Source organism: Lascolabacillus massiliensis (assembly GCF_001282625.1).
Taxonomy (GTDB): domain Bacteria; phylum Bacteroidota; class Bacteroidia; order Bacteroidales; family Dysgonomonadaceae; genus Proteiniphilum; species Proteiniphilum massiliensis.
The window spans coordinates 1,118,845-1,133,512 of sequence record NZ_CTEJ01000002.1 but is presented as its reverse complement, the minus strand read 5'-3'; the positions used below and the strand labels follow the sequence as shown (position 1 = coordinate 1,133,512).

At 37.6% G+C, this 14,668-nt stretch carries 14 protein-coding genes; 9 read left to right on the top strand and 5 right to left on the bottom strand.

The window, feature by feature from the left end; translation table 11 throughout:
• Positions 1–58 precede the first annotated feature (58 nt).
• The 5 genes from BN1354_RS09575 to lysS all read right to left on the bottom strand — a co-directional run bounded on the left by BN1354_RS09575 (position 59) and on the right by lysS (position 6,422).
• Positions 59–874, bottom strand: a complete 816-nt coding sequence (locus tag BN1354_RS09575) for a class II fructose-bisphosphate aldolase (protein ID WP_053826957.1) — start codon at positions 872–874, stop codon at positions 59–61.
• A 21-nt stretch (positions 875–895) separates the two neighbouring features.
• Positions 896–2,023 (bottom strand): SIS domain-containing protein, encoded by a 1,128-nt coding sequence (locus BN1354_RS09570; RefSeq protein ID WP_053826956.1) that lies wholly within the window; start codon positions 2,021–2,023, stop codon positions 896–898.
• Positions 2,024–2,268: 245 nt separating this feature from the next.
• On the bottom strand, positions 2,269–3,618 hold the full coding sequence (locus tag BN1354_RS09565) for a glucose-6-phosphate isomerase (RefSeq protein WP_053826955.1): 1,350 nt from the start codon (positions 3,616–3,618) through the stop codon (positions 2,269–2,271).
• A 46-nt stretch (positions 3,619–3,664) separates the two neighbouring features.
• Positions 3,665–4,660 (bottom strand): NAD(P)H-dependent glycerol-3-phosphate dehydrogenase, encoded by a 996-nt coding sequence (locus BN1354_RS09560; RefSeq protein ID WP_045090668.1) that lies wholly within the window; start codon positions 4,658–4,660, stop codon positions 3,665–3,667.
• Positions 4,661–4,685: 25 nt separating this feature from the next.
• The gene (gene lysS / locus BN1354_RS09555; protein ID WP_045090669.1) at positions 4,686–6,422 is read right to left on the bottom strand and encodes a lysine--tRNA ligase; all 1,737 of its coding nucleotides are present in this window, start codon (positions 6,420–6,422) and stop codon (positions 4,686–4,688) included.
• Positions 6,423–6,700: 278 nt separating this feature from the next.
• Here lysS and BN1354_RS09550 point away from each other — a divergent pair, with 278 nt between their 5' ends.
• From BN1354_RS09550 to BN1354_RS09510, 9 genes are all read left to right on the top strand, one after another.
• Positions 6,701–7,042 carry a DRTGG domain-containing protein gene (locus tag BN1354_RS09550; RefSeq protein WP_053826954.1) on the top strand — a complete coding sequence of 114 codons (342 nt, stop codon included), beginning with the start codon at positions 6,701–6,703 and terminating at the stop codon, positions 7,040–7,042.
• Positions 7,042–7,452 carry an ATP-binding protein gene (locus BN1354_RS09545; RefSeq protein ID WP_053826953.1) on the top strand — a complete coding sequence of 137 codons (411 nt, stop codon included), beginning with the start codon at positions 7,042–7,044 and terminating at the stop codon, positions 7,450–7,452. The genes BN1354_RS09550 and BN1354_RS09545 overlap by 1 nt, the downstream gene beginning before the upstream one ends.
• 4 nt (positions 7,453–7,456) lie before the next feature.
• A complete protein-coding gene (locus BN1354_RS09540) occupies positions 7,457–8,812 on the top strand; it encodes a [Fe-Fe] hydrogenase large subunit C-terminal domain-containing protein (RefSeq protein WP_053826952.1) in 1,356 nt (451 codons plus the stop codon).
• A gap of 10 nt (positions 8,813–8,822) precedes the next feature.
• On the top strand, positions 8,823–9,170 hold the full coding sequence (locus tag BN1354_RS09535) for a hypothetical protein (protein WP_074010755.1): 348 nt from the start codon (positions 8,823–8,825) through the stop codon (positions 9,168–9,170).
• Positions 9,171–9,193: 23 nt separating this feature from the next.
• Positions 9,194–9,910, top strand: coding sequence for a PHP domain-containing protein (locus BN1354_RS09530; protein WP_045090673.1), 717 nt, complete (start codon positions 9,194–9,196; stop codon positions 9,908–9,910).
• Positions 9,911–9,966: 56 nt separating this feature from the next.
• Positions 9,967–10,530 carry an ATP-binding protein gene (locus tag BN1354_RS09525; protein WP_053826951.1) on the top strand — a complete coding sequence of 188 codons (564 nt, stop codon included), beginning with the start codon at positions 9,967–9,969 and terminating at the stop codon, positions 10,528–10,530.
• A 64-nt stretch (positions 10,531–10,594) separates the two neighbouring features.
• Positions 10,595–10,990 carry a (2Fe-2S) ferredoxin domain-containing protein gene (locus BN1354_RS09520; protein WP_053826950.1) on the top strand — a complete coding sequence of 132 codons (396 nt, stop codon included), beginning with the start codon at positions 10,595–10,597 and terminating at the stop codon, positions 10,988–10,990.
• 10 nt (positions 10,991–11,000) lie between these two features.
• Entirely contained in the window at positions 11,001–12,827 is a 1,827-nt protein-coding gene (gene nuoF, locus BN1354_RS09515) for an NADH-quinone oxidoreductase subunit NuoF (protein ID WP_053826949.1), read from the top strand.
• 31 nt (positions 12,828–12,858) lie between these two features.
• Positions 12,859–14,637: an NADH-dependent [FeFe] hydrogenase, group A6 gene (locus tag BN1354_RS09510; protein WP_053826948.1), complete on the top strand. Its 1,779-nt coding sequence runs from the start codon at positions 12,859–12,861 to the stop codon at positions 14,635–14,637.
• The last annotated feature ends 31 nt before the right edge of the window (positions 14,638–14,668 follow it).

Sequence of the window (14,668 nt, the reverse complement as noted above, 5' to 3'; positions counted from 1 at the left end):
TAAATATTTTAAAATCATTCTCTTGTTTTCTGGTACACCTAATTTATCACACTATTTATTATAAGCTCACAACATTATATTTATTTATAAGTAATTCAACAACCTGTTCAGTTGCTTTAGGAAATACTTTGCGCAAATCTATTTCATCACTGTTCAGTAATATCTGTTTCAATGATTTCATGAATGTGTTTTTAATCTCTGTGGCAAGGTTCACTTTTGCAATTCCGTTCTGGATTGATTCTTTAAGCATTTGGTCAGGAATTCCTGAACTTCCATGTAGTACCAAAACGGTATCTATTGCTGCATGGATCTCTTTGAGTCTCTCAATATTTAAATTTGGTTCTGATTTATAAAACCCATGTGCTGAGCCAATCGCAATTGCAAGAGCATCAACACCTGTTTGTTTTACAAATTCGGTTGCCTCTTCTACGGATGTATAGATACTATCTTGGTCCTGGCCAAGCTTTGCAATATATCCCAGCTCTGCTTCAACATTGGCACCATACTTCTTGGCCTCTTCAACAACAAGGCTGGATATTCTCACATTTTCTTCAAAAGTCTCATTGCTGGCATCAATCATTACAGAGTCGAATCCCTGTTCAAGACATCTCTTTACCAGTTCAAAAGAGTCACCGTGATCAAGATGAATCCATCCTTCTACCTGATAAGTTTCAAGTGATTGTCGGGCAAGTGCAACAGCTTCTTTCAATCCCATATACTCAATTGAACTTCTTGTTAACTGCAGTATAACAGGCACATTAGATTTTGATGCAGCAATAAGTATACCCTGCAAAGTCTCTAAATTATAGAAGTTAGTTGCTAGAATTGCTTTCTGTTTTTGTTGATACTCCTTTAGTTTTTGCTGTAATTTCATTATTTAATTAACCTTAAAAAATTAGTAAATGATAACTCCTTCAACTACCCTTGCGATTTTTCCACTCGCTGAAGGATTGTCAGGGTCGAGTTTTAGATCAATTGATTTATAAAATCCGAGTAATTGACCGATTAATACATACAATATAGCATCAAATTCAGTAAAATTCATTCTATCCGGCAACACTTCCAGATCAAAAACTACATTTCCTGTTGAACGTTTTTTCTGTGATACATAAATCTGAGCTATCGGCTTAACCTGTTGGTTAGTCTGAACTACAAGATCTCTTTCATACTGAAAAACTTTATCATCATTAGAGAAAAGGTAAACCAGTAATGTTTTCTCATTAATGGCAGCTTTTGGGCCATGTCTAAGTCCCAGGAATGAGTCAAAGAGACATACAACTTTACCATCTGTAAGTTCCTGTAATTTAAGGTGACACTCTTCTGCAATACCTTTAAGCTCTCCTGTCCCAAGAAAAACAGCCCTTTCAAAATCAAGAGCTGCTATTTTTTTTATCTGGTCACTGTAAGTTGAAATAAAGTATTCTCCCTTTTTATAAAGGTTGTCGATACCCTCCTTTTTATTCACTATTTTCTTAACATCAAAAAGAAGCATTGAAGCCAAAAGCATTGAAGAGAAACTGCTCGTCATTGCAAGTCCCTTATCATTAGTCTCAGGAGGTAAAATCAATATCAGCCTGTTATCTTCTGCATATTCTTTAACCAGTTTGCCATTCTCGTTACAGGTAATGATTATATGTGCAATATTGTTATGACATATTGAGTCGGCAATATTAACAGCAGCCAGGCTCTCAGGACTATTCCCTGATCTGGCAAATGAGACAAGTATATATTTTTTATTTTTATTAAAAATAGCCTCTGGATGGGTAGTAATATCAGTTGTTGGAACTGATTTTACGCTATAAAAGCCATACTTTGGCATTACGAATTCCAGTATATTTCCAATAAAAGATGATGTACCCGCACCGGTAAGTATAATGGTAGTTTCTTCATTGTAGTGACTGGTCATGAACTCAGAAATCTCTTTTTCCTTATCTAAAAGTATTTGATAAGTCTGTCTCCACATTTCAGGTTGTTGGTAAATCTCATGTATAGTGTCAAATGATGTAGTCTGTATGCTTGCCATATTATATAGCTTTAGGATGTATGCAAAAGTAAAACAATCCGAAACCATCGAAAGCTTCGAAAACATGTTTAAAAACATAATTTTTTTGTCGCTAAAGTTAAAGTGCTGTAATTTAATATTATGGATATAAGGATAAAGCGAAAAAAACCTTTCGCGAGGTTTCGGAATAGTATATTAAAAGGGGGAATGAGTTTCGCTATGTTTCATTCCCCCTCTTTATGTCAATTAAAGTCTGTATTATTCAATTAAAGTTTCGATTTGATAGACTTTGTAGCTTCTTCATATCCCGGTTTCTCCAGCAATGCAAACATATTGCTTTTATATGCTTCAACACCGGGCTGGTTGAAAGGATTTACCCCCAGCAGATAACCACTTATGCCACAAGCTTTTTCAAAGAAGTAAATAAGCTGACCTATATATTTTTCATTTAGCTCTGGGATTTCAATTAAAATATTAGGAACTCCACCATCCACGTGAGCTAATCGTGTTCCCAATTCTGCCATTTTATTAACTTCGTCAACTCTCTTGCCTTTCAGATAGTTCAATCCATCCAGGTTAACCTCATCATGAGGTACAAGCACTTTCTTATTAGGCTCTTTAATAGATATTACAGTTTCAAAAATAGTGCGTTCTCCTTCCTGAATCCATTGGCCCATAGAATGGAGGTCAGCTGTAAAGTCAACAGCTGCCGGAAATATTCCCATTTTATCCTTACCCTCACTTTCTCCAAAAAGTTGTTTCCACCACTCAGCAAGAAAATGAAGTTTAGGATGATAATTAACAAGAATCTCAATTTTCTTGCCTCTTCTGTACAACTCATTACGGATTACTGCATAAATAGCAGGTAGATTATAATCAAATGATACTGTTTTATCAGTTGCCTTCTCTATCTCTGCGGCACCTGTAACCAATTTCCTGATATTTATTCCTGCAACAGCTATCGGCAGCAAACCTACGGGAGTTAAAACAGAATAACGACCACCAATATTATCAGGAATGATAAATGTTTTATATCCTTCACTATCAGCTAAAGTGCGGAGAGCTCCTTTCGTAGCATCGGTAATTGCAACTATACGTTTTTTAGACTCTTCATTACCAACTTTTTTCTCAAGTAAATTCTTTAGTAACCTGAAAGCGATTGCCGGTTCTGTGGTTGTACCTGATTTTGAAATATTGATTATACCAAACTCCTTATTTTCAAGATAATCAATCATTTCAGACAGGTAGTCCTCACTAATATTATTTCCCGCATACAATATAACTGGGTTCTTGCGTTTCTTTTCCGGCTGTAACCAATCGAATGAGTTTGTTAACGCATCTATAACTGCACGGGCACCGAGATAGCTGCCCCCAATACCTACAACCACAACTACATCACAATGAGTGCGTAAAACTGTAGCTGCTTCTTCGATGTCACGAAACTCCTCCTCTGTAATTGAAGATGGCAGGTCAACCCAACCAAGGAAATCACTACCTTCCCGAGTACCATCATGCAATGCATTGTTTGCTGAAGTAGCTAGCTCTGATTTTCTTAGAATCTCTTCTTCTGAAACAATTCCGGCAAGATTTTTAATGTTAATTTGAATGCTATCCATATATTTATATGTTATTTAAGTTTGAATACAATGTAACAGAAAATCATTAAAAGAAGTCTATAAGATTTTTTATGGCACTCTTAGGTTCAAGTCGCTCATACAGAATTTTATAAACAGTTTCAACAATTGGTATATTAACCTTAAAACGGTTGTTCATTTCATGTATACACTTAGCTCCATAGTAACCCTCAGCGATCATTTCCATTTCAAGCTGAGCCGTTTTAACTGAATAACCTTTTCCAATCATAGTTCCAAGTGTCCTGTTTCTGCTGAATTGCGAATAACTTGTAACAAGCATATCACCAAGATAATGCTGATCAGTAATATTACGTTCAATTGGAACAACTGTATTCAGAAAGAGCGACATCTCTTTTGCACAGTTACTCATCAGTACAGCCTGGAAGTTATCTCCATAAAGTAATCCCTGACAAATACCAGAAGCTATTGCGTAGATATTTTTCAAAACTGCAGCCAGCTCAATCCCAACCACATCATTTGAAGTACGTGTTTTTAGAATTCTGGAAGATATGGATTCTGACAAAAGATTTGCTTTCTCAATATCCTTACTTGCTGCAGTAAGAAATGAAAGTCTCTCCAATGCTACTTCTTCAGCATGACATGGACCGGAAAGCACTCCAATATTCTCAGTTGGAATCTTAAAATTATCAGCCAGATATTCACTCATAACCATATTATCGTTAGGAATAATTCCTTTCAATGCTGATACCATGAACTTACCTCTGAATGTGCTGTTCCATATGCGTCTGAAATATTGCTTTACATAAGGAGAAGGGATTGCAATGATTACTGTGTCAGAGTCTTTTATTGCTCTTTCGAGATTTGAGTAGAATGTGATCTGAGCCAAATTGAACTTGACATTAGTCAAATAGCTCGGATTGTGTCCGAGTTTATAAAAACCTTCAATCTGATCATCTCGACGGATAAACCAATTTATATGTTTCTGGTTCATCAGCACCATTTTTGCTAATGCCGTTCCCCAAGTTCCTCCACCCAGGATACAGATTTTACCTATTGAATCCATTTCTATTTTATTTCAGCAAGTTGGATTACTCCTGTCCGGAAGCGTTTGCTACCCATGTTTTAACCTCTTCCGGAGAAGGATTATTTAGTTCCAGCTTCATTTTTTTATTCAAGCCGCAAACTTCCTGGTGAAGTTTGTTTGGATTTAAATCGATAAGATCACTAATTTGTGTATAACCTGCCTTCTGTACTAGTTGCACCCACTCTTCAGGAATACCAATTTTTATAAAATCAGAGACTGTATCTCTTTTTACTCTTTTTTCAGGACGCATGAGTGGGAAAAGCAGAACCTCCTGAATAGAAACCTGTCCGGTCAGTAACATTGTTAGTCTGTCCATACCTATACCCATACCGGAAGTAGGAGGCATGCCATACTCAAGTGCTCTTAAGAAATCCTGATCAATGAACATTGCCTCATCATCTCCTTTTTCAGAGAGTTTGAGTTGCTCTTCAAAACGTTTTCTCTGATCAATCGGGTCATTTAATTCGGTATATGCATTTGCAAGCTCCTTGCCGTTTACCATCAGCTCAAACCTTTCAGTTAACTCAGGATTGTCCCGATGCCTTTTACAAAGAGGTGACATCTCAATGGGGTAATCAATAATAAATGTTGGCTGGATATATTTACCTTCTGCTTTTTCTCCGAAAATCTCATCAATAAGTTTACCTTTACCCATTGTTTCATCTTGCTCCACACCAAGCTTTTTGCAAACTTCTCGCAATTGGTCCTCATCCAAACCACTTATGTCAATACCGGTATGATCCTTAATTGCATCAATCATTGTAACCCTTTTATAGGGAGCTTTAAAGTCGATTTCATTTTCACCAACCTTTACTTTTGTAGTACCAAGAACTTTAAGGGCAACATGCTCAAGCATCTGTTCGGTGAACTCCATCATCCATCTGTAATCTTTGTATGATACATATATCTCCATTACAGTAAACTCAGGGTTGTGAGTGCGGTCCATCCCCTCATTTCGGAAGTTTCTTGAGAATTCATAAACCCCTTCAAAACCACCAACTATTAGACGTTTCAGATACAGCTCATTTGCAATACGTAAATATAGATCAATATCAAGAGCATTAAGGTGAGTTATAAATGGTCTCGCAGCAGCTCCGCCGGGGATACTCTGTAATACAGGAGTATCCACCTCAAGATAACCCTCATTGTTAAAAAATTCACGCATCGCATCAAATATTTTTGTGCGCTTTGTGAAGATGTCTTTAACATCTTCATTCACAAGAAGATCTACATATCTCTGACGATAACGTAATTCAGGGTCGGTAAATTTATCAAAAGCCACACCATCCTTCATTTTAACAACAGGAAGTGGTCTCAAAGACTTAGATAATACCGTAAGTTTTTCTGCATGAACTGAAATTTCTCCCGTTTTTGTACGGAAAACAAAACCCTCTATGCCAATGAAATCTCCAATATCAAGCAACTTTTTAAATACAGTGTTGTATAGCTCCTTATTTTCATCCGGGCATATATCATCACGTGTTATGTATACCTGAATACGCCCTTTTGAATCCATAAGTTCAACAAAAGAGGCTTTACCCATTATACGGCGACTCATTATTCTACCTGCAATTTTTACATTACGGCGATCAGAATCATCCTCAAATTCATTTTTTATATCGATGGAGTATGAGTCAACATCAAAACCTGATGCCGGATAAGGTTCTATACCCAACTCTCTTAATTCATCCAGACTCTGCCTGCGAATTATCTCCTGTTCACTAAGTTCTAAATTGTGCATAACTAAATAAAAATCATACAAAAGTACAAAATAATTTACTAAAGTATACTTTTTATAAACTCTACAAATCAAAAGAGTAGAATTAAAAAATAATTATTAACAGAGAATGGATTAATTTATGCATTTTAATATGCTGATAAGTAGTGATTTAATATAGTTTTCTTATTTAACATAGTTAAGACGATAAAATTAAGGAAATATTTCTTTAATTCATCGTAATTTATTACATTTGAGCAGTTATACTGTAAACAACCTGTCTTGTCTAATAATAAGAAAACATGAAGTTGCAAACGATATGCGACATAGTTGAAGGTAGAATTATAAATGAATCTCAGAATTCATCAGATTACACTAAAGCATTTGCTTCAGACTTGATGAGTGATGTACTTAGATTTCCAATGGAAAACACTGTTTTAATAACAGGACTCTCAACAATACAGACAATACGAACAGCAGAAATATCAAACTTGTCATGCCTGATAATTGCAAGAGATAAAAAGGTGTCGGACGAAATGATAGAGCTGGCAACTAAAAGCAGAATCTCAATTATATCTACTCAGACAACAGTTTATGAAATATCAGGATTATTATATAAGAATGGTTTAAAACCTGTTTATTAATGAAAATGCAATACTTTATCAAGGGTGGGGACTTCAGCGAAGGTGGTCGTGCCAGTACTGAGGTAAAAAGTATTATTAAACAGTTTAATATATCCCCGGATAAAGTACGTCGTATAGCAATTGCACTTTACGAAGCTGAGATGAATGTGGTTGCACACGCTTACAAGGGTACTATGGAAGTAGATCTTAGACCCGACTATATAAATGTAGTTTTTGTAGATGAAGGTCCCGGAATTGAGGATATTGAAAAAGCTATGCAGGAGGGTTTTTCTACCGCTTCTGAAGAGGTGAGGCAAATGGGTTTTGGTGCAGGCATGGGTTTACCAAACATAAAAAAAAACTGCGACGAAATGTTGCTTTCATCTTTACCCGGAACAGGCACAAGACTCGAAATAAAAGTTTTGTTTTAAGACTATGAAAGACAGGAACTATACGCATTCGATTCAGATCGATATAAATAAATGTATCGGCTGTTCACACTGTATGCGTGTTTGTTCTACACAGGCAATCCGTATTGTTGAAGGGCACGCATTAATTCAGCCAGAAAGATGTATTGATTGTGGAGAGTGCTATAGGGTATGTCCGCAAAGGGCTGTGTATGCTAAGGATGACGGACTTAAATCTGCAGAAAAATCAGGCTATAAAATAGCTCTCGTTCCATCAGTATTTATTGGTCAGTTTTCATCTGAGTACTCAGCAACTCAGGTTATGGATGCGATTAAACAGCTGGGATTTGATGATGTGTTTGAGGTTGAACAGGCTATTGACTTTATAAAGGAAGAGTATATGAAACTTAAATCAGATGAGTTGCAACGCCCTCTGATAAGTTCATTTTGCCCAGCGGTGGTACGCTTGATTCAGGTAAAATATCCTTCTCTTACACACAATATTATCAGGCTCAAGGCTCCGCATGATATTGCAGCTATATATCTCAGGGAATCAAAGAAAAATTTAGTTAAAGAAGATTCCAGTATCCATATCTATTACATCACTCCTTGTGCAGCAAAGATAGTGGCAGCACTCTCTCCGGTTGGTGAAGATAAGTCTGCAATTGATAGTACGATAAACATGACAGAAGTTTACAATCGTATTTCTGTGATACTGATTGGAGAAAAGAACTCCGGGAAGCACAAAACAGCAGCAAATATGAGTCCTGATTCCGTGCAATGGTCACTTTCAGGAACCGAGAAAAAATATTACGCAGGCAGAAATCTTGCTATCGATGGAATAGAGAATGTAATAGAGTTTCTTGAGAAGCTTGAATCTGGACATATAAAAGATATCGATTTTCTCGAGATGAGAGCTTGTGATCAGGGTTGCGCCGGCGGTATCCTATGTCCAGGCAACCGTTTCCTGACAGTAGAAAGATTAGAACAGAGACAAAAAAGATTGGAGAATCTGAAATCAGTCAACAGGGGAAAAGTATTCAATTCATTATTGGATTACAGTGAAAAACTTCATGAATCTTCTGGTGTTGACCCGGTTTATCCTAGAGATGGTCTGTTGCTTGACGACGATATGGAGAAGGCATTGATTAAATTGCAGCGAATTAATCGGTTAGAGTCATACCTGCCCGGATTCGACTGCGGAGCATGCGGTGCACCGAGTTGCAGAAATCTTGCTGAGGATATTATAAAAGATAAAGCCACAATATCTCACTGTGTGTTTGTTCAGCGTATAATGGAGAAAAATTATAAACTTAGTCCTGATCAGGCTTTTACAGTAATTGAAAAGATATGGGGTAAAGGTAGATTAGATAAATTATATTAGATCAGATCATATGGTAAAGGATCTTAAATATCTTGTAAATAAGTTGGGGTTAGAATGCAAAGCCAGTAAAAATCTGCTTAGCAGGGTCCCAAAAGGAGCATATGTGTCCGACTTGCTAAGTGAAGTAATGGGCAAAGCTCGTGAGGATATGATATGGATAACATCTCAGGCTCATAGAAATATTATTGCAGTAGCCAGTTTAAAAGAGCTGAGTGCAATAATAATTGTAAATGAGAGAGGAGTTGAAATGGATGTTCTAGAAAGTGCAGAGTCGGAAGGGGTTGTTGTTCTCTACTCAAGTTTGCCTGCATTTGAAACTGCGGGTAAACTGTATTGCAGTTTGTATGATATAGAGTAACTACTGTAAAGTGTGGAACTGTTATGGGTTATTTTAATGCTGATCTGCATATTCATACATGTCTATCTCCTTGTGGTGATGTAGACATGAGTCCGCGAAACATTATAAACATCGCTATTGAGAGAAATTTGCAGATAATTGCAATAACAGATCATAACAGTACGCATAACGTGAGTGTTTGTGTAGAGCTTGGCAACAGAAAAGGATTATTTGTGATACCCGGTTGTGAAGTAAACACCATTGAAGAGGTACACTGCCTATGCTACTTTCCTCATCTGTGGGCACTAGATGATTTTCAGAAATATCTTGACAGCCGGATTGCAAATATAAAAAATGATCCTGATAAATTTGGATATCAGGTAGCAGTTGATGAGAATGATGTTATCATATACGAAGAAGAGCGCTCTCTGTTTATCGGTATAATGGATAGTATTGATACTTTGGCAAAAGTGGTACATAAATTGGGAGGATTATTTGTGCCTGCACATATAGATCGTCCTGTAAACTCTCTTTTCAGTCAACTCGGTTTTATACCAAAAGATCTTGACTATGATGCACTGGAAGTTTCTAAGAGAACTACAGTGGATGATTTTACAGAAAAGCACCCTGAACTGAAAGGAGAGTTTTTTCTTCAAAACTCTGATGCGCACTATACTGATGATATTGCTGTAGCTTATAACATGTTTAAGATGGAATCGGCAAACTGGGAATGCTTCAAATTGCTATTCAACAAACAATAATTTCATATTTATATGATGAGAGAATCAGTTGATTATCAAGTATAAGCTGTTTTGGAATGGTAGATATGGCGATGCATATGATGGATATTGCACAAAACTCTATAAGAGCTGGTGCGAAAAACATTTGTATCAGCTTCTTCGAGGATAACGATAACAATGTTTTAATATTCAGAATCATAGATGATGGTAAGGGGATGAGTACTAAAGAGCTGAACAGATTGAGTGATCCCTTTTTTACAACCAGAACTACAAGAAAAGTAGGACTTGGAATCCCTCTGCTTAAGATGACGTGCGAACAGTGTGGTGGCCATCTTACTGTTACTTCTGAAAGTGGAGTTGGAACTACTGTCGAAGCAACATATCGTACAGATAATCCTGACTGTCTGCCTATAGGTGATATACCTGGTTACCTGACAATGTTGCTGATAGCAAATCCTCTATTAAGGATTAGATTTTCATACAAAATTGATAAAGAGGAGTTTATTATTGATAGTACAGAGCTAATAGAAGAGGGAATAGACTCTCAACAGCAAGGAGTATCCGGTCTGATTAAATCATATATAAAAGATAAACTGGAGCAGTTGATTCTCTGCAGATCTGAAAAAAGCCTTTTATGCTGAAATTAAAATAGGAAAAACATCGAAGATATAAATGTCTGTAAATTAACCTGTAAACTTTAAGTATATGAGTGAAATAAAAACATTAGCCGACCTTAAGAAAAAACAGGAGGAGATGCTAAACAGGATTAGATTAAGGGATAGTGCTGAAAATCCCGGATCCTTTGTGCAAGTGAAAGTTGCTATGGCTACATGTGGAATAGCCTCAGGTGCAAAAGAAGTCATGGAGTACTTTGTAGATGAGCTCGATAAAAGATCAATTCGTGCAATTGTTACACAGACCGGCTGTATGGGTTATTGCTATGCAGAGCCAACTGTAGAAGTTACACTGCCGGGAAGAGATCCTATTGTGTTTGGTTATGTAACTGTCAGTAAGGCAGATGAAATAATTGAACATTATATAAAAGAGGGTGAGCTGGTAGATGGCATCATTCCTCAGAATTATAATACCATAAAATCTTAAACAGCTGTATATGAGTAAGTATAAAATACATATTTTAGTCTGTGCAGGCACCGGATGCAGTTCTTCAGAAAGTAATCTGGTCTATGAGATGTTGCTAGATGAGGTCAGTAGAAAAGGACTTAGCGGTGATGTACAGATTATTCGTACCGGATGTTTTGGTTTTTGTGAAAAAGGACCAATAGTGAAAGTTCTGCCTGATAATACCTTTTACACTCATGTCAAACCTTCAGATGCTAAAGAGATTATAGATGAGCATATCATTAAAGGGAGGAAAGTATATCGGCTGCTTTATACAGATCCTGAATCGGGAGAACATTTGCCTGATTCAAAGCATATGGGATTTTACCAAAAGCAAATTCGTGTAGCCCTTAGAAATTGTGGAACAATCGACCCTGAGAATATTGATGAAGCAATTGCACGTGATGCATATCAGGCATTGGGGAAGGTAATCACTGAGCTGGGACAGGAAGAAACAATAAATATTATTAAATCATCAGGCCTGAGAGGTCGTGGTGGAGCTGGTTTCCCAACGGGACTGAAATGGGATATTGCCAAAAAAAATGTTTCCGATCAGAAGTATGTGGTATGTAATGCTGACGAGGGTGATCCTGGAGCTTTTATGGATCGTTCTATTCTTGAGGGTGATCCGCATTCTATCATAGAAGCGATGGCTATTTGTGGATATTGCATAGGCGCCACAAAGGGGTTGGTTTATATTCGTGCTGAATATCCTCTTGCAGTAAAGAGACTGAAAATTGCTATAGCTCAGGCTCATGATTATGGCTTGCTAGGTGATAATATATTTGGTACTGATTTTTGTTTTGATGTCTCTTTAAAATATGGTGCCGGAGCTTTTGTTTGTGGAGAAGAAACAGCTTTGATACACTCAATGGAAGGGAAAAGGGGCGAACCTTCAAATAAACCTCCTTTTCCTGCACAAAGCGGATATCTGGGCAAGCCAACCAACGTGAATAATGTGGAGACTTTCGCAAACATTCCTGCAATAATTCTAAAAGGAGCAGAGTGGTTCTCTTCTATAGGAACAGAAAAGTCAAAGGGAACCAAAGTTTTTGCACTTGCCGGAAAGATTAATAACGTAGGCTTGATAGAGGTGCCAATGGGTATCACTTTGCGTGAGATTATTTATGAAATAGGTGGTGGTATTAAAAATGGCAAGAAATTTAAAGCGGTACAAACAGGCGGACCTTCAGGCGGATGTCTGACAGAAAAACATCTGGATATTCCTATTGACTATGAAAGTCTTACAGCATCAGGTTCTATGATGGGTTCGGGAGGAATGATTGTTCTCGATGAAGATGATTGCATGGTGTCGGTAGCTAAATTTTACCTGGAATTTATTGTTGACGAATCTTGTGGAAAATGTGCTCCATGTCGTATAGGCAATAAGCGCATGTTCGAGACACTCAAAAGGATAACTGAAGGAAAAGGGACACAGGAGGATTTAGAAAAACTCAAAAATCTTAGCTATGTAATTAAGGATACATCTTTATGCGGATTAGGACAGACTTCACCCAACCCTGTTCTTTCTACCATGGAGAATTTCGTGGAGGAGTATAATGAACATGTATTTGATAAAAAATGTCGTGCAGGTAAATGCACTAGTCTGCTTTTCTATATCATTTCACCAGAGGAGTGCATAGGATGTCTTGCTTGTAAGAGGGCATGTCCTACACATGCAATTAGTGGTGAAAAGAAAGAGGTGCATGTAATAAATCAGGAAATATGTATTAAATGTGGAGCTTGCATGGAAAAATGCAAATTTGATGCCATCAGCCTTAGAAGTGACTATCCAAAAGTGTCGGCGGAGATGGCTTAATGATTTTAACTGTATCAAAAAATAGAAAGATATGATTGAACTTACCATAGATAAGAAAAAAGTACAGGTTGAAGAAGGTACAACTATTCTTAAGGCAGCCAGGATGGCTGGAGTAGAGATACCTACACTATGTCATTTCGAACTGTGTGATATGGGTATTGAGAATAAACCCGGTGGATGCAGGATATGTGTAGTTGAGGTTGAAGGACGTAAAAATCTGGCCCCCTCATGTATAACAGAAGCACAGGAGGGGATGGTTATAAATACCCATAATATAAGAGTGCTGAATGCCCGAACTACTGTTTTAAAATTGATTATTTCAGACCACCCGTTTGACTGCCTTGTATGTGCAAAGTCGGGACAGTGTGAACTGCAAAGCCTGGCTACACAATTCAATATCAGAAGTCTGCCATATGAGGGTGAACAATCCAGATACAGAAAAGATACATCACCTTCAATTATCAGGGATATAGATAAATGTATAATGTGCCGCAGATGCGAAATGATGTGCAACGATGTTCAGACAGTTGGTGCACTTTCAGCTGTAAACCGTGGTTTCATGTCAGCTGTAGCTCCAGCTTTCGAGATGAATCTGGAAGATTCACCATGCACTTATTGTGGTCAGTGTCTTTCTGTTTGCCCTACAGGTGCACTTACAGAGGTTGATCATACAAATGATATAATTCGTGCACTTAGTGATTCATCAAAAACAGTAATTGTGCAGACTGCACCTGCTGTCAGAGCAGCTCTCGGAGAGGAGTTTGGGTTAAAGCCAGGCACTTTGGTTACCGGTAAGATGGTGTCAGCATTAAAAGAGCTTGGCTTTGATTATGTATTTGATACAGATTATAGCGCTGATCTTACCATAATGGAAGAGGGAACAGAGCTGTTACAGCGCCTGAAGGCATTTATGTCGGGAGATACCAATGTTCGTTTACCCATACTTACATCCTGTTGTCCCGGATGGGTAAACTTTTTTGAACATAATTTTCCTGATCTGCTGGATGTTCCTTCAACTGCTAAATCTCCTCAACAAATGTTTGGAGCGATTGCCAAAACCTACCTCGCAGATAAGATAGGAGTAAGCAGAAAAGATCTTATAGTGGTTTCAATAATGCCATGCATTGCTAAAAAATATGAGTGTCAGAGAGATGAGTTTAAGGTGGATGGAAATCAGGATGTTGATTATTCAATCTCTACCCGTGAACTGGCTGCTTTTATTAAGGAAGCTAATATAGATTTCCTGAATCTGCCTGATTCAGATTTTGATGATCCTCTGGGTGAATCCACCGGTGCAGGGGTCATTTTCGGTAATACAGGAGGGGTAATTGAGGCTGCCTGCAGAACTGCATATGAACTTTATACAGGGAAAAAACTTGAGAAGGTTGAATTTGATAATTTGCGTGGCATGGAGGGGATACGCTCTGCGAAGGTTGATTTTGGCGGACTTGAGCTTAATATAGGTATTGCTCATGGTTTGGGTAATGCTCGCAAACTTTTGAATGAGGTTAGGGCAGGAACATCCAAATATCATGCAATAGAGATCATGGCCTGCCCGGGTGGGTGTATTGGTGGCGGAGGTCAGCCATATCATCATGGCAAAAGCGAAATTCTGAATAGACGTGCAGCAGCTATTTACTCTGAGGATAAGAGGAAAATAATTCGTAAATCGCACGAGAATCCTTCAATAATCAAACTTTATAATGAGTTTCTGGGCGAACCGGGCAGCCACAAAGCACACAGTTTGCTTCACACTGAATATTTTCCTAAAAGTAATGAGGTTACTCTTCATTTGAATGGTGAGATATAAACAAAATATGTAAATATTATGAGTCAGAATA

Coding starts and splice junctions, on each gene's coding strand:
- BN1354_RS09575 (WP_053826957.1), bottom strand. CDS start 874: ATGAAATTACAGCAAAAACTAAAGGAGTATCAACAAAAACAGAAAGCA.
- BN1354_RS09570 (WP_053826956.1), bottom strand. CDS start 2,023: ATGGCAAGCATACAGACTACATCATTTGACACTATACATGAGATTTAC.
- BN1354_RS09565 (WP_053826955.1), bottom strand. CDS start 3,618: ATGGATAGCATTCAAATTAACATTAAAAATCTTGCCGGAATTGTTTCA.
- BN1354_RS09560 (WP_045090668.1), bottom strand. CDS start 4,660: ATGGATTCAATAGGTAAAATCTGTATCCTGGGTGGAGGAACTTGGGGA.
- lysS (WP_045090669.1), bottom strand. CDS start 6,422: ATGCACAATTTAGAACTTAGTGAACAGGAGATAATTCGCAGGCAGAGT.
- BN1354_RS09550 (WP_053826954.1), top strand. CDS start 6,701: ATGAAGTTGCAAACGATATGCGACATAGTTGAAGGTAGAATTATAAAT.
- BN1354_RS09545 (WP_053826953.1), top strand. CDS start 7,042: ATGAAAATGCAATACTTTATCAAGGGTGGGGACTTCAGCGAAGGTGGT.
- BN1354_RS09540 (WP_053826952.1), top strand. CDS start 7,457: ATGAAAGACAGGAACTATACGCATTCGATTCAGATCGATATAAATAAA.
- BN1354_RS09535 (WP_074010755.1), top strand. CDS start 8,823: ATGGTAAAGGATCTTAAATATCTTGTAAATAAGTTGGGGTTAGAATGC.
- BN1354_RS09530 (WP_045090673.1), top strand. CDS start 9,194: ATGGGTTATTTTAATGCTGATCTGCATATTCATACATGTCTATCTCCT.
- BN1354_RS09525 (WP_053826951.1), top strand. CDS start 9,967: ATGGTAGATATGGCGATGCATATGATGGATATTGCACAAAACTCTATA.
- BN1354_RS09520 (WP_053826950.1), top strand. CDS start 10,595: ATGAGTGAAATAAAAACATTAGCCGACCTTAAGAAAAAACAGGAGGAG.
- nuoF (WP_053826949.1), top strand. CDS start 11,001: ATGAGTAAGTATAAAATACATATTTTAGTCTGTGCAGGCACCGGATGC.
- BN1354_RS09510 (WP_053826948.1), top strand. CDS start 12,859: ATGATTGAACTTACCATAGATAAGAAAAAAGTACAGGTTGAAGAAGGT.